This is a genomic window from Myceligenerans halotolerans (assembly GCF_054782975.1).
Map to the genome: position 1 here is coordinate 163581 of NZ_BAAGRL010000012.1, position 24363 is coordinate 187943.

The following is a 24363-nucleotide window of genomic DNA, read 5'->3' on the forward strand; positions in this document are numbered from 1 at the left end:
CGAGGAGGTTCCTTTCGAGAAAGGGCGCGGGCGTCAGGTGATCAGCAGGAAGCGGGTCCAGCCGGTCATGTCTGTGCCGGCCCGGGCAAGGTCTGCTCCCGCGCGACCCTCTATCAGCCCGGGCTTCTTCAGCAGGTCGACGTGCGCTTCGAGCTGCTGGCCGAGTGCGTCGGTCAGGGCAGTGAAGCGTTGCGGCGTGGGGCTGTCGTCGGCGACCGCGCGGACGACGGCGAGCAGACCGGCCCAGCCGTGGCAGAGCGTGGAGTCGGTGACACGCGCCAGCAGGTCGGAGCTGGTCAGCGTGCTGATCAGGGCGTCTTCTGCGGCGGACTGCCTGGCCGGGTTACCGGTGGCGATGCCGGCGAGCTGCTGGGCGCGAGCGATGCCGGGCAGGCCGTAGCACCATGACGGACGTACAAGCCGGTGGCGGGGCGATGCGCCAGCCCGCAGCTGGTCGTAGGTCGTCCAGTACACGCCGCCGTGGACATCAAGCCAGGTCGCGAACACATCCATCGCCTCGCTCTGTCCGGGTACTTGGATTCCGCGCCTTGTGGCCAAGGCGAAGAGGGCCAGGGGGCCGGCGATGCCGTGGGCGACGCCGTTGTTGCTGTGTCCGCCGTTCATCTCACGTCCGTCAGGACCCGCAGCCGACCACCACCCCGGAAGCTCGGTGCCGTCGAGGCGGACCGGCCGGGCGAGCGAGACGAGGTAGGCCAGCACGTCCCGGAGCCGGGCCGAGTCTTCGTCTCGCGTGAGTAGGAGTGCGGCCAGTCCCGTCAGGCCGCGGATGAGGTCGAACTCGGCCAGGTGCGGCAGCCTGCCGGACGCGCGCCGCCGTCGGGCCGATTCCAACCGTGCGTCCACGACCTGGTCGACGGCGGCGCGCACCTGCGCACCGGGGCGTCCGGCGCGGGACAGGACGAATTCCAGGGCCGGGGCTCCGTGGAAGAGTGACGCGTTGGCGCCTGCGCTGACGCCAGCCGTGGTGGCGCGGGCCAAGTGGTCGCGAGCGGCACTCGTCTCGCCGCGTTCGATGTGCAGAAGCGCGATACCGAGCGGCCCTTCGGACAGATCCTGCCGGCCCGCGGGCGTCATCGTGGCGGTCGTGGCGTTGTTCATGAACGTGCTCGCAGCGGGATGACGATGTTGTGTGCCCTGCCCGCGATCCACGCGTCGGCTTCGGGCGGGGGAGCGTCGTACAGGACCGCCACGCCCTGGCGGCTCGCGTTCAGGTGTGCGCGCAGGAGGTCCAGGTGCATGTCGTGGTGCAGATCCAGCGGAAGCTGTTGATCGTCCTCGGCAAGCAGCACCCGGTTCGGTACGCCGATCCGGTCCTTCCACCGGTGCAACTGCGTGGCCCACTCGTCCAGGGACGCCGCCTGGCGTGGCAGGTCGCGGGCGCGGATCTTCCAGCGTGCGGCGGTCAGGATCGAGCGACGGTAGTGCAGTGCGGGAGTGAACGGCAGGGTCCAGGCGGCTGCCCAGTCGAACCAGGTCACCTGGGGTGTGGTGGCGCGGCTGATCTCGACGAGGAACCGGGCAAGCGGCGGGGTGTAGTTGTTCCACAGGAAGTTCAGCGCCGTCGGCGCGAACAACTCCAGATGCCGACCCGTCGCCGTCTCGGCAAGGTAGGGGCGCCCCTCGCGGACGCCGACACTCAGATCGGCCGGAGTCAGCACGTCCTTGCCGGGTCTCCGGTGCTCGCCGAGGCTGACCACGCGCGGCAGGACCTGCGGAGCACGGGTGAGCAGATCGGCCGATACCCGCGCCGGATGAAAGGACAGTTGCGCCAGTTCCGCACCGGCCTCCACGGTCGGCAGGTCCCGGTAGGCAGCCCCCATGCCGGGGAACAGGTGCCAGAACCTGCCGGTCATCGAGCCCGCGGAGCGGGAAACCGTCGCCACCTGCAGGCGGAATCGTCCCTGATCCAGCTCCCGGACCGACCTGGCGTGCACCTGGACGGCGATCTCCAAGTGCGGGGTCCGCGGGCCGGGTTCATCCGCCGCGTCCTCAAGCTCGGTGATCATGGCCTCCGACAGCTCGACCGATCGGGCGCACTCGATCCCGGCGGTCCCCGCCAGGTCCAGCAGCAGCCGGTCACGGCGCGTCATGACCCGCGGCGGAGACGAGGCCGCAGTGAAGCCCTCGGGGAACCCCACACCGGCGTCGGGATCCAGAACGAGGTTCAGCGGCACGTCGGTGTCGGTGCCGTAGCGCTCGGTGAACCGGTCGATCCAGCCACGCCACTCCGGTATGCCGCCCGGGTGCGGTGACAGGCGGGACAGCACGGTTGCCGCGGTCTCCGCTTCGGTCACCACGTGCTGAGGTAGCCGGATCGATGCGTCCAGCCGCAGGTCGTGGAGCCTCGTCGTCACACCGTGCGCGTCTCGGTGTGACGGCGGCAGGACGTCGGTGGGGACGGTGACGGTGGCCGGGGCACGAAGCGATGACCGCAGCACCCGCACGCGCAAGAGCTCGGTCAGCAGCGCGTGTCGCTGCTGTCGGGGCGCCTCCGGAAACTCGGCGCCGAGCTTCTCGCTCAGGTCGGCGAAACCGATGGGCGAGCTCGCCGCCTCAAGGACCAGCCGGAGAGCCGGCGTCAGGGCAAGGGTGAACTCATCGGCACCCTCGGACGGGACATGCAGCCGCCCGCCGCGCATGCGGGCCAGGTTGTTCACGCAGACTTCGACACCTGCCATCTGTTCGGGGTCTGCCTCCCACGCGCTGACGGCCTCATCGAGCGCTTGCGGCTCGACCCGCGTGACGACCCGATGCCCGCCGCCGAACCGGACGTACGTCTGCTCGCCGAACCCGACCGACGCGACGCCGGCGAAATACCCGAACGGGGCGGCCCGATGGGCGTACCGGATCGCGTATCGCGCCAGAGCACGTGCTGCCCGCCGCACCCGGCGCGCCGTGCGCACACGCCCGTCCAGGATCGCCTGAATCTGCCCGGCCAGATCCGTGCTCGTACTACTGACTGCCTGCCGGAAATCGTCATCCGACCACACCTGACCAAGCCACGTCCTCCACTGGTCGACCGGCGCCGATGATGCGGGCCATCGCGGCATCGGCGGCTCGGTCAGGTGCACGGCTGCCCTCAGCATGGCGTCGCCCGTGTGCTCGAAGAGGCGGTGTCGTGAGCGCGTCATCCTCACTCCGTGTTCAGGTCGATCGCGCAGGCCGGGCATGCCGCCCGGCCTGCGCTGGCGAGCGTGTTCCTGGTGCTTACGAGGTGGTGCAGGCGCTCGGGCAGGAGCTACCGCAGGTGTCACCCGTGCTGCACATGAGCACCGTCTCGGTCGCCGGCGTCCCCTCGATGAACGTGATGTCGAGCCCGAACGGGTCGGCAGCGAGCTTCTCGCCGTCGTCGGCCGGCTCCACGGGAGCGGCCGGGTCGTCGTGCTGGGCTCCGGCCTCTGGCCGGGCCATGGATAGAACCATGAGGTGATCCCTTTCTGTTGTCGGTCAGGCGCTGGGTTCCGGACGCCTGTTTCGCGGGCCACCGGGATGGCCACACGGATACGGGGCCGTTCAGGCCGGTCGTGCACTCATGGGCAGGCAGCCTCGACGACGGCGAGCCTGTCGGCCAACCCGTGGCGCCGTGCCTCGCGTGGATCGGCTGGTAGCCGGTGCGCCGGAGAGAAGCGGAGTGCGCTGACTGCAGGCTGCGGCTCAGGCACGACGCTCCTGCGCCTTTGCAGAACGGACCATGGGCGGAGTGCCGGTGACATCAATGACCCGGTCGGTCGGAAGACCCGGTTCCCTGAGCAGAAGCGCCCGTTCCAAGTCGTCGCCCTGCAGAAGCTGCAGGGCCGCGCGCCGGGTCCTGGCGACCAGGTTCGGATCGAGTCCTTCGGCCGACGGCCAGCACAGCGCGGCTCGCCAATACTGAGCCCACTGAACGGCGAGCGTGTCCGGCTGCCCGCTCTCCATCGTCACGATGCCCCCTTGGCTGGTCGCCATCCCGGCCAGTCGGCCAGGCTCGAAACGCCAGCCTGGGGGAGGGCGACGCCGTCGGGTAAGACCACCGTGGGGCCTGCTTGGCCAGGCGGCCGGGCCGACTAGCGCGAGTAGTCACCTCTGGTAGTCCCGGTGCAGAACCCGTCGGGCGCCTCACGCGAGTACTGATCCAGAGCGCCCCTGGCGCCAACGTGATGGTCCACCCCAAGCTATGGTGCAAGTGGTCGTTCGACGATGTGATCAAGGCTCGGGCCGACGGGCCGCTGTCGAATAGGACCTCTCGCCCTGTTGGGCAGCGGCACTCCTCCACCTCGCGCGCGACCCGGGCGGGTACAACTCGGCAACCGTGCCTGCCACCGGTGCCCACCGCGCACTTCGCCAGTCCGCGCCCCCTCAAGTTCACCCGGGTGAACCCGTCGCACTTTCCTACCGCTGACCAGCATGGATCGGTAGCGTCTCGAGTATGGGAACGAAGCTGCTTGTGCCTGTGCTGTCGTGCGCCGTTGCGACGCTCCTGGCTGGCTGCATTGCTGAGCCGACAGTTACGAACTCGACGCCCTCAGCGAGCCTGAGCACCGAAGAGACCGGCGACGCAGCCTCGCTCGACGACGTGACCGCCGAGCTCCAGGCGGCTGTCGGGGACGTCGTCACGCTGGCCGAGGTCGACGGCGATCGGCTCACCGTGCAGACCACGATCGTCGACCCGCGTGGCGACGGCGGCAGCCAGGAAGCGCAGCTCGCGCTGGACGTCTGCGAGAAGTCCCTTGAGCTCGGCTATCAGCAGGTCAGCGTGATGGAGGCCGACGGCACGACTTTCGTCCTGGCCGGACACCCGGCGTATGGGGAGGACTGCACTGAGGTGTAGTGCGGCAGCGGGATTCACACATCGACTTCACCCTGTGCACCCAGCGCTCGGCCGAGTAGCGTCCCGCCCATGCGGGTGCCGCTCTACTTCTTGGGCCTCTTCTTGTACGTCATGGCCGTGGTCGCCATAGGGGGTGCCGTGTTCACGACCACCCTCAGCACGGGCTCACGAGTAGCCACCGTCATCGCTGGCTGTGCCCTCGGCTGTGCGGGGTATGTCGTGATGCGCGCGTACATCAGCATCGCGGACGCCGTGGAGGAAGAGCGCCCCAGTGGCAAGAGACAGACTGACGTGCCGGAGCGCCGTCTCCGTCTGAGATACCAGGGTCGATGCCGCGAGTGCGCGACGTCCGTACCTGTGGGAACAGAGGCCCTCTGGGATCCGGCGACGCGCAAGATCCGGTGCCTCGCCTGCTCCCGTTCCGACGCCGCTGAGCCTGTGGCAGCTGGAATGCCGCAAGTCAATCGCAACGCACGCAGGCCGGACGGTACGGCACGACGCGCAGCTACGGGATATCGCCGGGGTCAACGCAGTTCGCCCGAATACCGCGCAATGCTCGCCCGCAACGCAGCCCGCGAGAGGCGGCGCAACCGTATCGCTGGGTGGACGATTGCATCCCTGGTCGTAGCTGGGTCAGCAACGTTCGCGCTGCACGACTCAACCGCGGACCGAGAGTGGCTTGTGGAGCCGCAGCCCGCAGCTACCGAGCAGGAACTGACGGGTTCTACCCCGCTGCACTGCGCCGACGGCTGGAACTCGCCATCAATCGGAAAGCGCGGCGCCTGTTCACACCATGGCGGCGTGGTCGGTGGTGAGCCCATCTTCGAGACAACCGTGACGCCCGCCGTCGAGGGGAAAACCGCTCCCGAGCGCACCGATTGGGGTTTGGTCGCCGACCGCGCCTTCTGGTCGCTGCTACTCGGCGGCACGCTCGGCAGATGGGTGTGGAGGCGCATCGCCGACGGGTAGACAGCGACCGAGGAGGAACTTGCCTCAAAGGCTCACACCAGCGGGCGGTGCTTGGAGTCGCGGCGTGGCCGCCGGCGTCGCGGGCCGCTGGAAGAGCGCCCCGGAGGGGTAGTCGGGGAGCGCTCGGGTCCTGACGTGGGTGAAGCCTTCGTCGAGGTAGTAGCGGTGCAGGGCGGTGTTGGTGGTCCAGGCGTCGAGGCGCAGCCAGCGTGCGCCTTCGCGGTAGGCACGGTTGCCGCACCAGTCGAGGATTTCGCTGCCCAGGCCAGCGCCGGCGGCGCGTCGTCGGACGGTGAGGCGGTGGACGTATCGGGCGGGCTCGGCCATCTCCTCGGCGGTCCACAGGACGGGTTCGGCGACGGTGTCGAGGGTGACGGTCGCGATGGTGCCGTCGGCGTCGTCGACGAGCCAGACGGTGCCGGAGCGGGCGGCGTCGGCGAAGCCCTTGAGCATGGTCTCTTCAGTCGGGAAGTGGCTGGACCACTGGTCGGTGCCGAGGGCGGCGAGCCAGGCGACGGACTCGTTGCGGATCTCGTACAGGAGGGGAACGTCATCCTCCGTGGCGCGGTAGATTCTCATGCGTCGTGGTTGTTGGTGAGCTTGTCGAGGCTGCCCAGTTCGTAGACGACCTTGTTGCGGTCGCAGGGGAACGTGGTGCGGGTGACGCGGATCGGTTCGGTCTCGGTCCACGCGGTGCGCACGTACACGATCACGGGGATGCCGGAGGGCACGTCAAGAGTCTGGGACTCCTCGGGCGTGGGCATGCGCGCGGTGAGTTCGTCGTAGTGCCCGACTTCCTTCAGCCCGGCCTTGGCCATGGCTCGCACGGTGCCCTCGGGAATGTCGTGCGGCACGTTCAGCCCGGCGGTCTCGGCGACCGGCATCGGGTACCAGGAGTCCTGCCGGGACATCGGCTTGCTGTCGGCATAGCGGACCACGCGCCGGAACACGACGAGGCTGTCGCCCTCGATCTTGAGCCGGTCGGCGACCTCAGGGACCGCGGGCTCGATGCGCATGGTGAATTCGGTCGACGGCTCGTGACCTGCTTCGCGGGTCTCGGAGACGAAGGAGTCGTGGCTCCATGAGGCGGGCCGGTCGATGTGCTCGGCGCGGGTGGCGCGGAAGGTGAGCATGTTCCACTCGCGCACGAAGCTGCCGCGTCCCTGCGCGGTGCTGATCAGCCCTTCGGCCTCCAGCGCGCCCAGCGCGTTGCGGACCGTGTTGCGCGAGGTCGCGAACTCCTCCATGAGCTGGGACTCGCTGGGCAGCTTCGTCCCCTCGGCGAGCTCCCCGGTGGTGATCCGATCACGGATCTGGTCGGCGATCCGCTGGTAGGTCGCTGTCCGGGCCACGTAGTGGTTCCTTCCTGCTGGTCAATGCCACGACACGACCGAGGATACGCGGCAGCCCTTGACACGACGTATGAGCCCAGTCACTCTGGTCATGCCACTCGTACCAATAAGTGGAATGAATGGTTCGAGCCTTGCTCGCTTGTGACGAAGCGTGAGCCAAACCTGACCGCACGGCAGCACCCAGGCCCCCGAACGGCACGTCGTGGGCTGCGGGGGAGGAGACAGGCATGAGACCGAAGTTCGACGAGAAGGACGCATCCGACGACGTGTTGCTGCGGTCGCTGGAGACCGCGGCCGCCCTCGTCAGCGCGGCCGGTCGCGACCAGGTCGCGATGGTCACGACGGCGCGCGGCTGGCTGTGCGTGCAGCCGCGCGATCTGTCCGACGGGGAGCGGATCGCGCACCTGCTGGGGTGTGATGCTCCGTTGGACCATCGCCTCTTGGTGCCCGGTTACACACTCTGGACGGGGCACCGCGAGGGCTTGGAGGTTCAGGTGCGGGCGCAGCTGCGCGATCCGGCCAGCGCCCTCGGCTCGGGATTCCTCAGGTCGGGAGCCTTCTGATGATCCGGGTCGACGTGACCGCTCCGGTCGACACGACTCCCGGGAGCGGCGCGCGGGTGGTGGTCCTGGACGCGGATGCTGACCTCGTGGTCACAGACCGACAGGACGCTGCCGGTGCTCTGGAAGCACTGGAGCTGGTGCTCGCGGCGGGATGCGACGTCGTACTGTCTACGAGCCAGTCGCTGTCCGGGCTCCTGCAGCTGGCCAGGGGGTTCGGGATCCGTGAGGGGTACGGGTTTTGTTCGCACGGGGCGTTGGCCGTACGCCTGGATGCGGCGATGCCGGGCGGGTATGCGCTGCTCGACGTGATCACGTTCGACCTGTCCGTGCTGAGGCTGGCGCTGGAGGACCTCCAGTTCCCGGCCGGAACCCTGGTCGCTGCCGAGGACGTCGGGACCGGTCGGCGGATCAACCGCCACTTCGGCACCGAGCTCCCGAGCGGAATTCAGGAGGGGGCGCCGCTGAGTCGTCCCAGTGGCAAGACGATCAGCCTGGCGCGCCTGCATGCCCCGGGCATTCGCGAGTACGCGGACGCGCTGGCCGCGTGCACCGGCCTGAAAGTCATCCCGACGGGGCCCGACTCCTGTGAAGTGACTGGTCAGGAAGCGTCACGAAACGCTGCCGACGACGCTGTGCGAACCCGGCTGGGCCTCCCGACCCACGCGACCGTCGTTGCCGGCGACAGTCTCGGTGAGAGTGTTACCGCGCTGGTCCCGCCCGAAGCGCTCCAGCCCGGACTCTCGCCGCTGGCGGCGCAACTGACCGCCGCCGTGATGACCGCGTCGGCGACTGGCTCCGAACCGGGGACGACGCTGCGGGTGTGGCACGGCGAGCACGCCTACTTGGCCACCGCTGAGGTCTGGGCCCGTCGCAAGCACGGCTGGGTTCGGCACGCACCCGTACCGGCCGGATGCGGAGCCACGATGCGAGAGGTCGAACAGGCAGCACGGGACGCCGGACTCAACTACCCGCGTGGCGTCGAGAGCCGACGACGACCCTGGTGGCGAAGCACCGCTGATGCCGCCTGCGACGGACGCCCGGCCGGGTTCGAGCTCTCCCTCACCCGCCCGTAGGGCCCTCTCTGCTTGCGGTCGGGCTCACTCAGACGTCCCCCGAGCCCGGCCGTAGACCTCCGACACTCCTACGCGGCCGCCCATAACCGCGTTACTCGGAGCGAGCCGCAATTCCACTGCCGCCCGCCTCTCTCCCATGACTGCGGCCCCAGCTCTGGGGCCGGTTCTGGCCCGGCAAGCAGGACGAATCCCTGAAGGAGCAAGGCCATGCACACGTATCCCGAGATCCATTCAGATGCCCGCCCCGCAGTTGACTACGGAGCTCTGAACTGCCGAGCTCTGCGACTGCCCGCCGCCGTGCCGGCGCTGCTCGCGCTGGACATCGACGGCACCCTCCTGGTCACAGGGCACAAGATCCCGGACGTGACGGTCCGGGCGGTGCGCGCCGTGGTCGCCGCCGGGCACACCTTGGTGCTGGCCACGGGCCGGTCGCTGGGCGGGCTGCGGCCGGTGGTGCGGCAGCTGGGACTCCGCTCGGGCTGGGTCACCGGCTCCAACGGTGCGATCGTGGCCCACATCACCGGCCGTCGCGTGACCGTGACCGGCCGGGTCACGTTCGACCCGAAGACCGCGCTCCTGCGTGCGTGCGGCGCGGCACCGGACGCGCTCCTGGCGGTCGAGGACATCGAACGGGGCGGCTGGCGCGTCAACCAGAAGTTCCCCCGCGGCTGCCTCAACGGACCCCAGCAGTGCGTGCGGTGGGAGCATGAACTGTGGGACCGGCCCACCACCCGCGCCGTCGTCCACGCCGACGACGCCGCCGATCTTGTCGGCGAGCTGTCCTGGTGCGGAGTCACCGCGACCCCGGCCGGGCCGAACTGGCTCGACCTGAACGCGAAGAATCTGTCCAAAGCCATCGGACTCGAACAGATCCGCCTCGCCACGGGCATCGAGAAGGACGCCACGATCGCCATCGGCGACGCCGAGAACGACATCTCCGCATTCGAGTGGGCCGCCACCGCCGTCGCGATGGGCCAGGCCGGAGACGAGGTCAAGGCCGCCGCCGACCTCGTGACCGGAACCATCCACGAGCACGGCATCGTCCCCATCCTGCACGCCCTGGCGGGACCACGGTGAGCGGCCCAGCGCCCCGGCAGGTCGCGGCCGGCCGGCATCGGCGTGAGTCGCCCGTGAGTACCGGCGGTCTCGTCCCGGCCAGAGCCCTGGCTCGGCTGTCCGACGAGGAGCAGGCCGTGATCTGCTGCCGTGTCCACGACCTGCCCGGCACCGACGCGAACATCACGGTCACCCGAGTCGCAGGCCGCCTGGAGTCGGTTGTCCATGCCATCGAGACGTCACCGATCGTGCTGCCCACCGTGGCGCCGTCGTACACGATCGTGCGCCACGGCCAGCACGACGTCCTGGCGACCGACTGCGGTACCGATGCGGCGACGGCCGAGCGATGGCTGACAGCCCTGCGCATCGCGCAGGTGACCCCGTGGACATGCGATGCCGAGGACTTCGAACACGTGAAGAACTGGATCCTCGCCCACGTACCCGCCGAGGGCCTTTTCATCGCGACGACAGAGCACGGCACCGGGATCGGCATCGGTGGTCACGCCGGCCTGGGCGTGGTGATGCTGACCGGCACCCGGCTGATCGCCAACCCGGGCTACTCGACGTCGGTGACCCGGTTGCACGACCAGATCGCCCGGTGGCGCAGAGCCGGAGCTCCCTACACGGAGCAGCTTCCCGCCGCTCTGTTCCGACAGGGCCACGGCTACCGGGTGCGCTTCGTCGTGCCCGGGAAGGAGGCACAGCGATGAGACGAACGACGAGACCGCTCCTGGAGCGGGACGGGCACCGTCGGGACGACCGACGTCCCGGCGACGGCGAGGGAGCAGAGGTGGCGATGCTCTGCAGCGCGCACCTGATCACCCGGCCGCAGACCTCAGAGGCTGCTGAACACGAGCACGCGGACGGAAGGAGACATGCCTCATGACACCCGAATGGGCGAGGTACACCGCGACGCATCCCGGCGCCGGACCGGCGATGCTGCCGCCGTCGACCTTCCCGACCTACCAGACACGCGCGAACCTCGCGCCCGTCCAGGAGGCTGAGCCCGACAACAGTAGATCCGTGAGCCTTCCGGTCTTCTGGACCCCGTCCACCCTGCTGATCAAGTGGATGTTCCGACGGCCGAACCGCACCTGGGGCATGCCCGTCGCCGCGCTCGCCAGCGCCTTCTACGCGCTGTGCGTGACACTCTTCGAATACGCGACTACCGGCAACGACATCTACGTCCTCGGGATGCTGTGGGGGCTGTGGAACATGACCAAGTTCGCCATCGCCGGACCCCTCAGCGCCGTCGCGCTGGTCGCCGGGCGGCTGATCGCACGACGGCGCCGAACACGAACGGGCGCAGTCCGTACATGAGCCAGACTCGGCCGACGTGCCCAGCGGCACCCTGCCGTCCTCACATGGCCGCGCCCAGATCGAGCACTCCTTGCTGCAGCCGCGTACGCAGCGACAGCTTGAGGTAGTCCAGGTTCAGATCGATACCGACGAAACGTCGGCCAGACTCGGTCGCGGCCAGGCCCGTCGTGCCAGAGCCGGAGAACGGGTCCAACACCGTGCCACCGGGTTTGCAGCCGGCAAGGATGCACCGCTCGGCCAGCGCGGGCGGCATCGTGGCGAAGTGAGCTTCTCCGAACGGCTGGGTGGCGATGCTCCACACGTCGCCGGGATTGCGGCCGCGCTCGTGGACCGCGGTGTGCGCGACACCCGTCGCTTCCATACGAGGCTGAGGCGCGGCGACGCCGCCCCAGGGACGAGCGATCGTGTTCGGCTTGTTCGCGTGACCGCTGCGAGCTCGCCGGGATGGCGCGCGGTCTCCGTCGTACTCCTCGCGGATCGCGTCCAGGTCGAACCAGTAGCGTGGCGACTTGGAGAACAGGAAGTCCCAGAGGTGTCCGCCGTGCCCCGCCGACCCGATCCGTGCTCTGGCCGAGCGGGACGAACCGGTCGTGCCTCATCCGTGGGTCGTCGAGACCTCGGCCCTTCGCGCGTCATTGCAAGCGCTTCCGGCGGGAGGGAGGGGGCGAGCGCGCCGCGGACGGCGCGGCCCGCGCGGCAGTGTCAGTGTCCTCGCCTACCGTTGGAGCGCATCATGACCCGGGGTAGGAGGCCTGGCGTGGAAGACGGCAGTGAAGAAGTGGCGTCGGTGAGCGTTCCACTGGTCGATACGTCGCGCGCGCCACATGGTGAGCGCGCTGCTCGCGCGCTTGTCGATGCCGTTGCCGCCGGTGACGATCGACTTGAGCGCTACTATCTCGAGGTCAAGGGCACCCTTGATCTGACGAGCGCGCGGGACCGTGCCAAGCTGGCCAAGTTCATTCTGGGCGCGGGCAACCGTATGCCTGATAGGGCTGCGAAGGCGTTCGATGGACACGCGGTCATGGTGATCGGCGTTGTGGACGGGCAGGCGGCCGGTGTCCCGCCGGTGGAGGTGCTCGACATCGAGAAGGCTGTGATGCCGTTCATCGGGGCCGACGGTCCGAACTGGGACCTCATCCGAGTCCCCGTTCCTGGGTCGGAGAACGACGTGCTGCTGTTGATCGTGGACCCACCACAATGGGGTCAGCCGCCGTTCCCGTGTCTCAAGGACGGCGCGGGGCTCTTCGACGGTGACGTGTACGTGCGCACGGACGGGGAGACGCGCAAGGCCAAGGCGGGCGAGATCAAGGAACTGTCGCGCCGCGTTGCCGCTGGTGCGGCCCCCGCGGTTGGCTTCGACGTGGACCTTATCGGCGAGGTCGTTCCTGTCACGGTTGATACCGGCGCGACGCTCGAGGCGTACCTCGCTGCTGAGACGAGGCGCCTGTTCCATCCTCTGCCGGGCCGTGCCCGTGAGGAGCCCGAAGCGGATGGTGCAGATCGTGAAACACCAGGGCGTCGCCGTCGAGTCGTCATACCGGAGGGCATGCTTGAGGACCTGGCGGATCTACCAGCAGACGAAAGCGCGCGGCGGCACGAAGCAGCCCTCGCGGCGGCCGATCGATACGCTCGCAGGACCGAGAGAATCACGGATCTGGCGTCGTCGCTCGGCTCCCTCATAGAGCCGGAGTCCCGCTCGGAAGATGAATACCGGGCTCAGGCCGCCGGTTGGCGGGAACAGTTCCGAGCCGCCTGGCCCGAGGCGAAGGAACGACTCATCAGCATGCGCTTGGCGTCAGTCGCACCGCGGGTGGTGAACCTTGAGGAGGCGTTCCTGCACGACGTCGAGTTGGTGATGCATCTTGAGGGTGACGTGCGCGGCGTCCGGGTCGACACGGACCACGACGACAATCCGACGCTTCTCCGTCTCGGCCTGCCACGACCGCCGCGGACATGGGGTCCCAGACCGCACAACTTGCTGGGCGGATACGCCACGGTCGGGATGATCCCGGCCATGCCGGCGCTGGGACCGTACGTGTCACAAGTGCGGGCGTTGAACTGGGAAAACACGGGTTCGGTCACGCTCACGTTTGACATCGGAGACCTTCGGCCGCGTGCCACGTATGTCTGCCCGGACAGTGACCTGATCCTGGTGGTCGATGACCCTGAGCATGCGCCGGTGAGCGGCACATGGGAGATCACGGCCCGCGGTCACAACAAGGTCTACTCGGGTCAGCTCTCGCTCCCGATCGGGGCCGCCGTCGATCTGACTCCCGAGTTCATCGGTATCCTCGGCCTCCCCAACTCTGAGGACGAGGACTGATGGGCGAGCTCGCGCATGTGGCGCTCCAGACGACGATCCGGCCGCCGCGCGCCGTCATCCTGTTCCGCGGCGACGACAACTGGCGCGCATGGGCACGGCTGGCGCTGATGGCTGCGAGTCACACGTGGGCCGGCGCCGGCCACCTCCTCGTGCCCTACAACGCCGAGGGCGACGTCAGCGACCGGATGCTGCGCGCCGTCGAGTGCTTTGATCCGGATCACATTCTCCTGTTGACGCCGACACGGCAGGAGTGGGAACGCACCGCGCCGGGATCCATCATGGCGATCGGTGCGGATGGACAGCGGCTTGCGCCAGAGCAGGTTGCCAGCAGGCTCGCGGGTCCCGACGGCCAGCAGGAGTACGAGGATCCGGCTGGAGTGCGTGCTCGGGAACGGGTGGAGAAGTGGTGCTCGCCGTTCTGGAAGCAGATGTCGGGCTCGGACGGTACCCGGGTGCGGTTTCAGTATCGTTCAACGATCAGGCCTGATGGCACATCCGGGCTGGTGACCAAGTCCTCGGTCCTCCCGGGATGGGCTTCTGCCTACGTCGCGGTGCCCCGGCATTGGAAGTCGGACGCAGCTCTCGTGCTCGGTGGCCTGTGGGGCGTCCGTGAAGCAAGCGCCGACGTTGTCGAGCTCGACGGCCGCACGCTGCTCCGCGACGCTCTTCTACCTACGGAACGCCGCCAGGTCGATGCCGCCCTGTGGTCGGGGCTGCCCGGTGTATTGGCCGTCTCGTTGTTCGACGTCATGGATCACGACGTCACCGTGCTCAGATCGGGTCACCTCGACCGTACGGGGGCCGTCGTTATCGGCGACAGTGTCGAGGACTTCGCGTTCGCGCAGGCATGTCGTGTGTTGCACGGGTTCGGCTTGTGGCTGCCGACCGTACTGTTCGGGGACGAGGATGTGTTCCGCGGCGCGGTCGTGCCGATGATCCAGGACTGCCACCCTGTCTACGGTGCCGAAGAGAAGCTGCCCCGATACACGACAACATCCCTTGACGACGCCGTCGTCGACGAGTATCTGCGACGGCTCGACGAACTCGTCACGGGTCCATACCGGGAGGCTCCCTCGTGGAACCGCATTGCTCGGATGCCGCTCCCGGAGCTTGTCGGTGAGCAGCACATTCGTGCCTTCCCTGATGACTTCAACGTGCCGTCCACGGCGGCAGTCGAGCGTGATGATCATGGATCCTTGACTATGACGACGCCGTACGTCCTCCCGGCGCCGAGTACCGGGGGCTACTTCGGCGGTCCGACTCCCGCATGGATCGTCGATGTGGCATTCGACGACTCGACCGTACCCGAGGGCCGACCGATCGGCCCCGACGCGGTGGCAATCCCGCTACAAACTGGGCGGGACCTGGCCCGCAGTAGCCGCGGCGGGGTCTCCGTCGTTGCGGCCGCCTTCGGGCTGGTGATCGTGGGCACGGCGCCGTCGAAACGTCTTGCGCGGCCTCGGCTCATCAGCCCTGGCATGAGAGCCTGGGCCGAAGCGATGGCCGCAGAGGGGCAGTTGGCGGTGCGCAGTTCGCCTGCAGGCGCAAGGGCCGAGCTGATTTCGCGTCGTCTGGGTGGTCGTGACCGCCTGATTGACCTCATGAGTGGTCCGATGCACCCGGTTCTCATGTTGTTCGCGGACAACAGCGAGTCGGGCAAGCAGCGTCAGAGACGCCTTGAATCCATGACGGACGAAGAGCGGGCCTTGCAGCCCTGGTTGGTGGACGGCGTCTCCTACCCGGGCGTCGCAGCAATGCACCACGCCATGGGGCTGGCTTCGACAGAACCGCTTGTGAAGCTGCTGGATCGACTCACACGCGCCGATCTCATTCGACGAGGCATTATCACCTCTTGCGACGACTGCCAGCGGGCCTCGTTCGTGGCGGTCGACCGGCTCGGCCGGGTCTATGAGTGCCCCCGATGCGGTGCCGACAACGTCCTGACCTCCTCACGCTGGCATTCCGGCGCCGAACCCACGTGGCACTTCGATCTAAACGCCGCCTTTCGGCAGCTCATGTCCGAGCGCGGCGACATCCCCCTGCTTGCGGCTAACAGGCTGAAGGGCTCGGCCCGCCAGTACGCCGACGTCGGCGAGCTGGAGTTCCTGCAGGGCGGTGGACCGATCGCCGAGATCGACCTGATCGCACACATCGACGGGCGTGTCGTCGTGGTTGAGGCGAAAGCTACGGGTGCACTTGGCGAGCAGAAGTCGGCCAAGATGGCGAAGAAGAACGCCAACAAGATCGCCGGCGTCGCCCTCGCCGTCCGCGCAGACAGCGTCGCTCTGGCAACGGCCGACCAGTCCTGGAAGGACCGCGACATCCCACTCCTGGAAGAAGCACTACGCCAGCGCTTTCATCCCTACCCAGCACCACAGGTCGAAGTCCTTACGGGATTGACGCCGACGCGCGTGAAGTCACCGAGGGTGCACAAGCCCCTTCCGATTCGTCGGCGAGGTCTACGGCAGGTTCGGCACGGCCGTTAGAGCGTGCAGACGCGTTAGGCTCGCCGAAGCCTCCCAGGGTCCAACGCTACGCGCGATGTTACGAGACGACGGAACGAACGCCGCGCGGAGGATGCCGGCGCCCGGGTCGAGTGGCAGCAGTCTGCGTTCGTACCCGCGGCCGTCGGATAGGGGGTTGTTACAGGAAGCACCCGGCTCCGACGGACGTTTGATCACGTGGTCCGTGCGATGAGTGTCGCGTGTGCGAGCGCTGCCGCAACGGGGCTGATCAGGTCACGTTCTCGGCTTCGATGCGTGGGTGGTTCGCCGATGTTGGTGAGCACGCCCCAGACCGCGCCGTCGTAGTGACGCAGTTGGTGGCCGCGTAGCGGGCTGCCGTCGTGGTTCTTGAATGCGAGGTAGGTGAGCAGGTCGGCGAGCTCGTCCAGTGGCAGGGGTGTGTTCGGTGAGACCGCTGCGCGGGTGAGGATGAGCAGGTTCGCCTCAGCTGCGAACACTCTGGGCGCGTTGGGGGGAGTGAGGCGTTCGGCCAGGTGCCGGAACAGCGCGTCCGGTTTCCCGCGCGCGGCGGCTCCGGCCCGGGTCAGCAGCAGTCGTCCCTTGTACTTGCGCAGCAGCCCGAGCTGCTTGACGAGCAGGCCACGGAATTTCATGACCGGGGGTGTGAGGTCTTCCCGGTTGGCCTTGCCGATCCAGCCGGCCATCTGCGGGATCCGTGTAGCGGCCTGTTCGACGACGGCGGGGCGCATCCACCCGGCAGCGGTCAGCGGGATCCCGTCTCCACCGGCCTGGTCCAGGAACCAGAGGAACGCGCCGAGCGCGTCGGCGAGCTCGTAGTCATCTGGCGTCGGAGGATCGGGCGTGAGCTGGGCAAGGCGTGGTCCGAGATCGGCACCATCGTCGGTGAACGACATCATGTTCACCAGCTCGACCACGTGCGGGTGGAATCCACGCCCGTGGAGCATGGACCAGGGGCGGTACATCGCGTCGTTGACCTCGGCGGGATCGAAGTGTTCGGGGTCGTCGACGACGGAAGCAAGCCCGCCGTGCATGTACTGGAACCTCGAGTCGTCCGGCGGAGCGGCCGTTCGGCCACCGGTGCACCTCGCCGGATCGGCGTCGGGCGGAGCGGCCAGGATCTTCTCCAGCCGGAGCGAGACCCTCCAGTCGTCACCGTAGTCGTAGACGTACGCCAGCCGGTCACCGGGCTCGGCGAGCACCTCGTCCAGACGCACATCCTCTTCCGGGGTCCCGGCCTCCTCGGGGAAGCCTTCCGGGTTCTCGACGTCGTCCGGGCACAGGAACAACTCCGCGTCCCGGTCCCACACGGACCCGCCGATCGCGAACCGGTGCAGGTGCGAGTCCGTCCACCCGAACGCGGCCTGCAGCACCTGGTGTACGGCATCCAGGTACAGGTCCGACCGCAGCTCCAGCCGCCGCCAGGTCGACGGCTTCGCATCGTCGAGATCGGCACGGACACAGAAAATGACGGTGTCGTCACGACGCGGCTTGCGCCGTGACGGGCGGGCCGCATCGGAGCTACGCGACGCTTCGGCGTCGAGCAGTCGGCCGGAGGCCACCTTGTCGGTAAGCGCGCGCAACTCGTCCAAGCCCATGCCCTTGACCGCAGCCTCGAACTCCCGCAGCAACTCGTCCCTGTCCTCGCCCGTCACACGGCCGACTCTACCGACCACGTGGAGACGGTGTAGCAGGTAGGAGCTGGCCTGGCGGGCCCCGGGCCTGAGGCGCGCACTCTCAGTCTTGGCGGCTCAGCCGCACGGCGCGGCGCTTGCTCATACGAAGGCGGCTCAGGCCGAGCAACGCGGTTGCGACGGCGCCTGCGATCACGAGCCTCCAGTCCGGGTCGTTCAACGCCGCACCGGCCAGTGCAAGAGCCGCAACCGGGAGGATCAGGTTGTTCAGGTTCCGTGCCAGGACCGAACGGGTGCTTCGTCTCATCGTGATGACCGATCCGACGGGCAGATTCATCAGGTACCCCAGCGCGGCTGGAACCCGGACGGCCAGGTCCGGTGGCATGGCCTGCGCGGGGCCTGGGCGCAGCGGATCGAAGCCACGATCATCCGACTCGGCCTCCACTGGTCGATGATCCTTCAGAGCCGTGACCTCGGTTTCGGTCCCGAGCCAGCCGATCACCACCTTGTCACCCGACCGCACTCCGAGCCGGGTCAGCAACGCGTCCGAGACCGATACCACCTGCTGATGGCTGTCTCCCGGATGCGCCCGCACGACCCGCACCGCCTGTTCCTCCGCCCCGAAGAACCAGCGCAGCATCCCCTCGATACCGGACCTCGCCGCCGCCTGCGCGCCCCACCATGCCTCACTCACCCGAGTACCCGTCCTCGGCGACTTCGAGGACGCGCCCGCGAACCTCCGCGGCGCTGGACGAAGGAAGACGGCCTCTTGTTCCGGGTCGGCCCCGTCGGCAGGGTCGGTAATCGATCGCAGATGGTTGGCAATGCGGAATGTTCCCGACCTGACGTGCTCGCGCACGACGACCGTCACGGACGCCGCCACACCGTTGCGTAGCATCACCGCGTCGCCAACGGGTCCCGGGAAATCTGCCGCGACCTGCACCTGGTTGCCGAGCGGCAGGTCGTGGATCAGCGGCCACACCCGCGATACGGTCACCGCGCGCGGCACGTGCACGCTGACCACGCACTCGCCGGAACGGATCGCGTCGGCGATGCCCAGACGCTCCCATGTCAGTCGGCCGAGTGAGAACCGCGCCTCGTCGGCCGGAACGGACGGTGCCTTGTCCTGCCAGGGAGTACCTTCCCAGGCCCGCTCCGCCCACGCCCACGCACGTGCCCGGCGGCCGTCGTGCTCGACGACCACGGGCACCGGGCCCGCCGTGTCCTTGAGGACGTCGTCCGGAACCACCACGACCGGTATGGGCAGCGCAATCCTCGACGGCTCCGCCACGCCGTCGAACGTCGTGTACGCGTTGGTCGCGGTTGTGCCCGACGTCGAAGCCTCTCCCACCAGAATCCGCCCCTCGCTGTGTGTCGGCGCAGCTCACCGGCCCGGCAGACCGTTCTGCAGCATCCCACCAACCACGCGAGCGAAATGCAAGCAAAGTCCCGCATGTCGCATGGTGGACGGAGCGCCAGCGTGAGCAGGCGGCCGATCTTAGGGTGCTGATGTCGGCAATGGGCTCGTCACGACCTGTAGACCCAGCTGCGCCAGGCTTCGGGCGTGGAGGCTCGCCGGAGCAGGGGCAGATAGCGAGCGCCGTTCGATTCGTGCAGCCCGTGCAGGATGAGGTCGCGTGCACGTGCTTGCTCGTCCGGGGCGGGTTCTAGCGCGAGGAGAGCATTGGCATACTCCCCGATGTCCAAGCTGAGCGTGCCACGTCGCGGCGATCTGTACGTAGCTTCGACGGCTTGCAGGTGCCGCCGCGCGTGCTCGCGCTCGCCAGGAGTCGGGTCCAGCCGAGCCAGAACTGATGCTGCCTCAGTGACCTCGTATGCGTGGGCGCCAGTCATGACCCCCAGTACAGTTTCGCGTGCTCGCCTGAGTTCGTCAGCGGTTGGTCGGAGCAGCAGGAGCGCCTTGACGTTGTCAGCCAGATTCTCTGCGAGGCGGTCGAGCAGGACTGAGCGCGCATATGTGCGTTCGGCCGCTGACGGGCTGAGAGAAGCGAGCCACCCAGCGGCGTCGTCGACGTAGTAGTGGCCCAGGTCTCGCAGGATTCGCACGACTGTGTCGCGGGCACGCGCTCGGTCGACGTCTGTGGGCTCGAGCAGCGTGAAAGCGCGGAACAGCTCGGTATCAACCTCGAACCGCTTGCCCATGATGGCAAGGAGATGGTCAATTGCTCGTTGCCGGTCGTCTTCAGCAGGGTCGAGCGCGACGAGCGCCTTCACGATCTCCTCGATCTGCCACGCTCGGGTGTTCGCTTCCAGGAGGTCGACGAGGATCGCGCGCGCTTGCTCCTTGTGCTCCGCGGTGGGGTTGATGCGGGCCAGCGATCGAGCTTCCTGTGCGGCATGCTCTGGGACGTGGCCTCGACGACTCGGCCTGGCGGTTTGCTTCATTGAGGCGAGGAGCGTGTCCGCGACCAGATCGCGCTGCGCAGGCGATAGCCCGATCTGCTGGAGAGCCATAGCCAAGTTGCGGGTCGTGCCCTGGTGAACCCGCAGCGTGTAGGTGAGGTCGCCACGCACATGTTCAAGCTCGTCCTCGGGTCGTTCGAGGAGCTGCATCCCGTGGACCACGTGGAGTGCGAAGTCGACGCTGACGTCTTCACGAAGTCGGGCAACGATGCGGGTCTTGTCACGCTCGGTGCGGGCGATGAGGGGAAGTCCCGCGGGCGCCTGGTCGATGAAGAGCGCGAGGTCACTGACGTCGTAGCTGTCGTTGGGGATCCCTGCGAGGACTTCCGCGAGCGCTGGTCGGTCTTCTTCTCGGATTGACCCCAAACTGACCATCGCGACCAGAAGCTCCAGATGGCCGCCGGTGTCGGCAGAGTTCAGCTGGCCCATGATCATGTCCCGAAGCATCGTTCTGTCGCTGTCCGTCTGCGCCAAGCCAGGCACGTCGCGCCCATCGAAGTGGACCGGGCCGTTGTCCCACATGGGACCGTCCCAGTCGCTGGAGTAGCGATCACGCTTCCGGGCGGCCAACCGGTCGATGATCCGCCGGAAGACTTCAGGATTCGAGCTGCCCCAGTGAGCCGTGCGAGCCATTTTGTGAGGCGCCACGGTCGCGTTCCTGATGCGGCAGGCGTCAAGGATCGCCTGATGCTCGCTCTGCCACTCCTCCGGGTCTGATTCCTCCGCGACGGCAAGTAGGAAGCTGTCCAGTTCGCGGCCCGCTCGGGATACCTCGGCGTCGTGATGGGAATGCACGGGTAAGGCGGTGAGGATGCGCTCGAAGAGCTCTCCGCGATTCGAGCGGTTATGGGCGGCAACGGCCGCAGGGGCCGCCGTCTGCCAGTCGGCGTCGAACCACAGGTGGGGCAGCAGTACGTCCAGCGCGAGTTCAGAATCGAGCGTCGCGATGTGCTCTGCGACGAAATGCTCCAGGATCGAGCGGTGGAGGAACCTGCGAACCACCCTCCCGAGGGGTCCGCCGGTGCTGATGCGTGGGGTGATCTCGTCAAGAGCGATGAGATCGTCAGGAGATGGCTCCTCGGCCGGGGAGAACGTGTCAGCCCAGTTGCCGAGCCCGGTGTACGGATCGTTGGACGATCCTACTGCGTGCCACGCCCACCCGGAAAGCGTCCGAACCCGCTCTTCGTATCGCAGCGGCTCGTTCATGCCATGGTTCTTGTCCCAGCGCCTGAGGATCTGCGCTGTCAGGGCTTTGTACAGCTCGTGTCGACGGGCAGGTAGCCGTTCTTCAGGGCCGTGCTGCGTGAGCAAGGAGTAAATGGTCAGCAGCAGCGGGGAGCTCGCCATCCGCGCCAGGTCAGGACGATCATGCAACTGCTTCAGAAGCGTGGCGGCACGACCCTCGTCAGACTCGAACCAGGAGCGTACGAAGTCGTTGACATCCTCCGGGTAGGACAGCGCCTGCAGGTCGACGATTCCGAGTCCGCGCTGCTCGGGAAGCGTGTAGGCCGTCCTTTCCCACGCCGCTGGCCGACTGGTCACCACGACTCGCCAGGCAGGTACCAGCGACGTGAGCTGATACAGGCGCTCTGTCTGAGCTTGCGTTCCCGCCGCCTCGTCGAGCGAATCGATGATCAGCAGCACGCGGGCGGCGGGATTGAGGAAGAACCTCTTGATGACGGCGTCGTTCGCCGTCGCGCTATGCCCCGAACCGGCGGCGAACGCCGCTTCGACAAGAGACTCTCGCAGCCCGCCCGTCGCGCGAGTCCATCCGTCCCAAGTCGTGAACAGCGGAATCTCGACATCGCCGATCCGTGCGCCTGCGGTAAGGCGATTGAGCGCGCGGCGCGCCGCCTCGCGTGCATATCTCCGGGCAAGCCATGACTTGCCGGAGCCAGGATCGCCGAGCACCACCAGCATCTCGTGCTCGTCCAGCGCTGTGGCGTCGGTGAGCTCCACAGGCAGGGCGTCGGTGGCCTCGATGGCCTCGGTGGAGCGGCGACCGGTCGTCGGCCGCAGCCCGACACGGCGCGGGATGGCAATCGGTGCCTGAGGTCCCCAGACTGGCTTGTTCCAGTCGGCCAGGCGGGCCTTGAGATAGCTGGCGAGCTGATCTCTGGTCGGTCTCCCCGTCGACTGCAGGTTCTTGACCTTGGTGGAAACCTCGTCAAGCCTGACACCCAAAGACGCGAGACCCGGCAAGGTCGGCGCGGCGGCCTGCAACTCGGCGATGAGCGCCTCGTAGGCGACACGAATCGCTCGATCGGCGATGACGTACCTGTCGTCCGCGCCCCAGCGCCGGACTTCCTGACTCCACGTGGGGTCGGCGTGAGCAGCCCGGATAACACGCGCTGAAATCCGGTCGGCGTCATAGTTCTCTTCGGCGAGCAGGTCCTCATTTGCGCCGTGCTCGCGTAGAGCCCGTTCTGCCAGAAGCAGGCCCGGCTCCAGATCCTCGCCGAGGCCCTCTCTGGCTGCCCAGCTGCCTACTGCCGTTGCGGTGCTCTTGTGGAGCGTCGCGTGCCACGTGCGACGGGGCTCAATTGGGAGGACACTCCGGATCGTGGCGGCGCCGAGGGTGCCGGACAGCGGTACCGCCTGATCCAACGCAGCGATCGCGACTGTTACCAGGGACTCCACCATCTGGTGCCGGCGATACGACGAGGTCGGCATGGTGAGCATCCTTCCAGGAGCGGCCCCGCTTGCCACCCATAGGTTGCGGTTCGAATCGGTGCACGCATCGTCCACACGGACGGGCGTCGCAGCCAGAATCCACAGCCGATCCACGGGGCCGTCAACCGGTGACGCCAACAATTGACGGCCAACGCCCGCTACGCGAAGATAGCTCGTGAGAGCCAGGAATCCGCAGCATTCCGCGCTTTCGCTGCTCTCATCAGCGCCATCGCACCAACATGCCGTGATCCCGCCGGAAGGCGAGGAGATTCGACCCAGCCTGAAGAGGTCGGGGGTTCGAATCCCCCTAGCTCCACCGGTTGAGGGTCGCTGCATCTGGCATCGCGCCAGGTCAGCGACCTTCTTCGTTCCGGAGGGAAGCGCTGCGCCGTGGCGGGAGGATCCGTCGCAGGCAGGGCTACTCGGTGCGCGTCAGCGCCCCCCTCGCGCTCCACCAAGCCGCTGAAGCAGTGCGCCGCACCCGCCGACGGTGGCTCCACTCCGGCCGGGCGCAAGGCGTACCGCACCTATGCCGACCGGATCGCTGCAGTGTCAACGGCTCCCTCATGATCTGCGGCGGACAAGACTCTTTCCCGATGGCGGCCGGCTGCCATCACTGCAGTGTTTCTCCCGGTGCTCGTTCTGCGGATTCGGCGAGCTGGGCGGCCAGATTCTTGAGCGCTTCTCGTAGTTCGTCGGGATGGTGGATGGTGAAGGGCCATTCCAGGGAGGCGAGCAGGTGGGCCATACCGTCCAGCCGTTCTGCCCGTGCGTGCATGAGAACGCAGGTGGGCTGGGCGGTGAGGGTCACCGCTGAGCGCGGCAGCCGGCGGGCGATCTCATCGAGGGGGCCATGGATCGTCACCTCGACCTGCCAACGGTATGGCCCCTGAGCCAGGGTCGAGGTCAGGTGGGCGACGGGGTCGAAACCGTCGGGTGCGGTGAAGCTGTCGGCTCGGGTAGTGACGGAGGCGATGCGGTCGATGCGGAAGGTCCGCAGGCTGTCGCGGAGATGATCGTGGCCGACGACGTACCAGCGGCCGGTGTGGAAGACCACGCCGTAGGGGTCGATGTCGCGTTCGGTGTGTTCATGGCGCCAGGACTTGTGGCTGATACCGACGGTCGCGCGGGCGCGGGATGCCTGGGCCAGGGCCAGCAGGACGCCGGTTCCGGGTGCCTGACCGATCACGGCGTTGGCGGTGAACGACAGGGTCTCCTGCATGGCGGCGAGCGGCTCGCGCAGGGCGTGCGGAAGCACCCGCTCGATCTTGGCCAAGGCACCGGCACTGGCCGGCGCGGCGGTGCCCATGCCCAGACGTTCTGCCGCGAGCAGACCAAGAACGACGGCGAGAGCCTCGTCATTGGTGAGGACCAGAGGGGGCATGCGGTAGCCGCGGGCCAGCCGGTAGCCACCGTAGCGGCCACGTTCGGCCTCCACGGGGATGCCCAGTTCCCGCAGGTGCGCGGTGTACCGGCGCACCGTGCGCACGTCGGTGTCCAGCCGGTCGGCCAGCTCCGTCCCGGTGAGCTGGGCGTGTGACTGGAGGAGTTCCAGCAGGGTCAGCACACGGGTGAGGGGATGTGACATGGATCACTCGGCATTTCAGGGCGGATTCTGTCCTGTATCGACTATACGCTCCCGGCAGCACCTCACTTCAGGGAGAT

At 67.9% G+C, this 24363-nt stretch carries 20 protein-coding genes; 9 read left to right on the forward strand and 11 right to left on the reverse strand.

Annotation, left to right across the window (positions count from 1 at the left end; translation table 11 throughout):
- Positions 1–33 precede the first annotated feature (33 nt).
- From ACYVK5_RS09890 to ACYVK5_RS09905, 4 genes are all read right to left on the reverse strand, one after another.
- Positions 34–1119 carry a lanthionine synthetase C family protein gene (locus ACYVK5_RS09890; RefSeq protein ID WP_460704342.1) on the reverse strand — a complete coding sequence of 362 codons (1086 nt, stop codon included), beginning with the start codon at positions 1117–1119 and terminating at the stop codon, positions 34–36.
- On the reverse strand, positions 1116–3152 hold the full coding sequence (locus tag ACYVK5_RS09895) for a lantibiotic dehydratase family protein (RefSeq protein WP_460704344.1): 2037 nt from the start codon (positions 3150–3152) through the stop codon (positions 1116–1118). Before ACYVK5_RS09895 ends, ACYVK5_RS09890 begins: the two co-directional genes overlap by 4 nt.
- Before the next feature lie 76 nt (positions 3153–3228).
- Complete coding sequence (locus tag ACYVK5_RS09900) at positions 3229–3444, reverse strand: FxLD family lanthipeptide (RefSeq protein ID WP_460704346.1); 216 nt, start codon at positions 3442–3444, stop codon at positions 3229–3231.
- Between the two features lie 231 nt (positions 3445–3675).
- Positions 3676–3942, reverse strand: coding sequence for a hypothetical protein (locus tag ACYVK5_RS09905; protein WP_460704348.1), 267 nt, complete (start codon positions 3940–3942; stop codon positions 3676–3678).
- Positions 3943–4426: 484 nt separating this feature from the next.
- Between ACYVK5_RS09905 and ACYVK5_RS09910 the strand changes: the two genes are divergently transcribed.
- On the forward strand, positions 4427–4828 hold the full coding sequence (locus ACYVK5_RS09910) for a hypothetical protein (protein ID WP_460704350.1): 402 nt from the start codon (positions 4427–4429) through the stop codon (positions 4826–4828).
- Between the two features lie 69 nt (positions 4829–4897).
- Entirely contained in the window at positions 4898–5797 is a 900-nt protein-coding gene (locus ACYVK5_RS09915; protein WP_460704352.1) for a hypothetical protein, read from the forward strand.
- Between the two features lie 24 nt (positions 5798–5821).
- On the opposite strand, the gene ACYVK5_RS09920 is transcribed toward ACYVK5_RS09915, so the two are convergent.
- Positions 5822–6376, reverse strand: coding sequence for a GNAT family N-acetyltransferase (locus ACYVK5_RS09920; protein WP_460704354.1), 555 nt, complete (start codon positions 6374–6376; stop codon positions 5822–5824).
- Entirely contained in the window at positions 6373–7149 is a 777-nt protein-coding gene (locus tag ACYVK5_RS09925; RefSeq protein WP_460704356.1) for a GntR family transcriptional regulator, read from the reverse strand. The genes ACYVK5_RS09920 and ACYVK5_RS09925 overlap by 4 nt, the downstream gene beginning before the upstream one ends.
- A 227-nt stretch (positions 7150–7376) precedes the next feature.
- Here ACYVK5_RS09925 and ACYVK5_RS09930 point away from each other — a divergent pair, with 227 nt between their 5' ends.
- The 5 genes from ACYVK5_RS09930 to ACYVK5_RS09950 all read left to right on the forward strand — a co-directional run bounded on the left by ACYVK5_RS09930 (position 7377) and on the right by ACYVK5_RS09950 (position 11161).
- On the forward strand, positions 7377–7712 hold the full coding sequence (locus ACYVK5_RS09930) for a hypothetical protein (RefSeq protein WP_460704358.1): 336 nt from the start codon (positions 7377–7379) through the stop codon (positions 7710–7712).
- Positions 7712–8785, forward strand: coding sequence for an HAD family hydrolase (locus ACYVK5_RS09935; RefSeq protein WP_460704360.1), 1074 nt, complete (start codon positions 7712–7714; stop codon positions 8783–8785). The genes ACYVK5_RS09930 and ACYVK5_RS09935 overlap by 1 nt, the downstream gene beginning before the upstream one ends.
- Before the next feature lie 207 nt (positions 8786–8992).
- The gene (locus tag ACYVK5_RS09940; protein ID WP_460704362.1) at positions 8993–9862 is read left to right on the forward strand and encodes an HAD hydrolase family protein; all 870 of its coding nucleotides are present in this window, start codon (positions 8993–8995) and stop codon (positions 9860–9862) included.
- Positions 9863–9915: 53 nt separating this feature from the next.
- Positions 9916–10551, forward strand: coding sequence for a hypothetical protein (locus tag ACYVK5_RS09945; protein ID WP_460704364.1), 636 nt, complete (start codon positions 9916–9918; stop codon positions 10549–10551).
- Between the two features lie 172 nt (positions 10552–10723).
- A complete protein-coding gene (locus ACYVK5_RS09950; protein WP_460704366.1) occupies positions 10724–11161 on the forward strand; it encodes a hypothetical protein in 438 nt (145 codons plus the stop codon).
- Between the two features lie 40 nt (positions 11162–11201).
- Here ACYVK5_RS09950 and ACYVK5_RS09955 read toward each other — a convergent pair whose 3' ends face one another.
- Positions 11202–11720, reverse strand: a complete 519-nt coding sequence (locus tag ACYVK5_RS09955) for a DNA-methyltransferase (RefSeq protein WP_460704766.1) — start codon at positions 11718–11720, stop codon at positions 11202–11204.
- Positions 11721–11918: 198 nt separating this feature from the next.
- Here ACYVK5_RS09955 and ACYVK5_RS09960 point away from each other — a divergent pair, with 198 nt between their 5' ends.
- Both ACYVK5_RS09960 and ACYVK5_RS09965 read left to right on the forward strand, forming a co-directional pair.
- Complete coding sequence (locus tag ACYVK5_RS09960) at positions 11919–13484, forward strand: hypothetical protein (RefSeq protein ID WP_460704368.1); 1566 nt, start codon at positions 11919–11921, stop codon at positions 13482–13484.
- Complete coding sequence (locus ACYVK5_RS09965) at positions 13484–15970, forward strand: hypothetical protein (protein WP_460704370.1); 2487 nt, start codon at positions 13484–13486, stop codon at positions 15968–15970. Before ACYVK5_RS09960 ends, ACYVK5_RS09965 begins: the two co-directional genes overlap by 1 nt.
- Positions 15971–16161: 191 nt before the next feature.
- Here ACYVK5_RS09965 and ACYVK5_RS09970 read toward each other — a convergent pair whose 3' ends face one another.
- The 4 genes from ACYVK5_RS09970 to ACYVK5_RS09985 form a co-directional block, all read right to left on the reverse strand.
- Positions 16162–17622, reverse strand: a complete 1461-nt coding sequence (locus ACYVK5_RS09970; protein WP_460704373.1) for a plasmid pRiA4b ORF-3 family protein — start codon at positions 17620–17622, stop codon at positions 16162–16164.
- Positions 17623–17704: 82 nt separating this feature from the next.
- Positions 17705–18811 (reverse strand): hypothetical protein, encoded by a 1107-nt coding sequence (locus ACYVK5_RS09975; RefSeq protein ID WP_460704375.1) that lies wholly within the window; start codon positions 18809–18811, stop codon positions 17705–17707.
- A 317-nt stretch (positions 18812–19128) separates the two neighbouring features.
- Positions 19129–22698, reverse strand: coding sequence for an NACHT domain-containing protein (locus tag ACYVK5_RS09980; protein ID WP_460704377.1), 3570 nt, complete (start codon positions 22696–22698; stop codon positions 19129–19131).
- Positions 22699–23311: 613 nt separating this feature from the next.
- The gene (locus tag ACYVK5_RS09985) at positions 23312–24286 is read right to left on the reverse strand and encodes a helix-turn-helix transcriptional regulator (RefSeq protein ID WP_460704379.1); all 975 of its coding nucleotides are present in this window, start codon (positions 24284–24286) and stop codon (positions 23312–23314) included.
- Between the last annotated feature and the right edge of the window lie 77 nt (positions 24287–24363).

What these genes read in the sequence shown, in the direction of transcription:
- ACYVK5_RS09890 (WP_460704342.1), bottom strand. Translation starts at nt 1,119, where the DNA reads ATGAACAACGCCACGACCGCCACGATGACGCCCGCGGGCCGGCAGGAT.
- ACYVK5_RS09895 (WP_460704344.1), bottom strand. Translation starts at nt 3,152, where the DNA reads ATGACGCGCTCACGACACCGCCTCTTCGAGCACACGGGCGACGCCATG.
- ACYVK5_RS09900 (WP_460704346.1), bottom strand. Translation starts at nt 3,444, where the DNA reads ATGGTTCTATCCATGGCCCGGCCAGAGGCCGGAGCCCAGCACGACGAC.
- ACYVK5_RS09910 (WP_460704350.1), top strand. Translation starts at nt 4,427, where the DNA reads ATGGGAACGAAGCTGCTTGTGCCTGTGCTGTCGTGCGCCGTTGCGACG.
- ACYVK5_RS09915 (WP_460704352.1), top strand. Translation starts at nt 4,898, where the DNA reads ATGCGGGTGCCGCTCTACTTCTTGGGCCTCTTCTTGTACGTCATGGCC.
- ACYVK5_RS09920 (WP_460704354.1), bottom strand. Translation starts at nt 6,376, where the DNA reads ATGAGAATCTACCGCGCCACGGAGGATGACGTTCCCCTCCTGTACGAG.
- ACYVK5_RS09930 (WP_460704358.1), top strand. Translation starts at nt 7,377, where the DNA reads ATGAGACCGAAGTTCGACGAGAAGGACGCATCCGACGACGTGTTGCTG.
- ACYVK5_RS09935 (WP_460704360.1), top strand. Translation starts at nt 7,712, where the DNA reads ATGATCCGGGTCGACGTGACCGCTCCGGTCGACACGACTCCCGGGAGC.
- ACYVK5_RS09940 (WP_460704362.1), top strand. Translation starts at nt 8,993, where the DNA reads ATGCACACGTATCCCGAGATCCATTCAGATGCCCGCCCCGCAGTTGAC.
- ACYVK5_RS09950 (WP_460704366.1), top strand. Translation starts at nt 10,724, where the DNA reads ATGACACCCGAATGGGCGAGGTACACCGCGACGCATCCCGGCGCCGGA.
- ACYVK5_RS09965 (WP_460704370.1), top strand. Translation starts at nt 13,484, where the DNA reads ATGGGCGAGCTCGCGCATGTGGCGCTCCAGACGACGATCCGGCCGCCG.
- ACYVK5_RS09980 (WP_460704377.1), bottom strand. Translation starts at nt 22,698, where the DNA reads ATGCCGACCTCGTCGTATCGCCGGCACCAGATGGTGGAGTCCCTGGTA.
- ACYVK5_RS09985 (WP_460704379.1), bottom strand. Translation starts at nt 24,286, where the DNA reads ATGTCACATCCCCTCACCCGTGTGCTGACCCTGCTGGAACTCCTCCAG.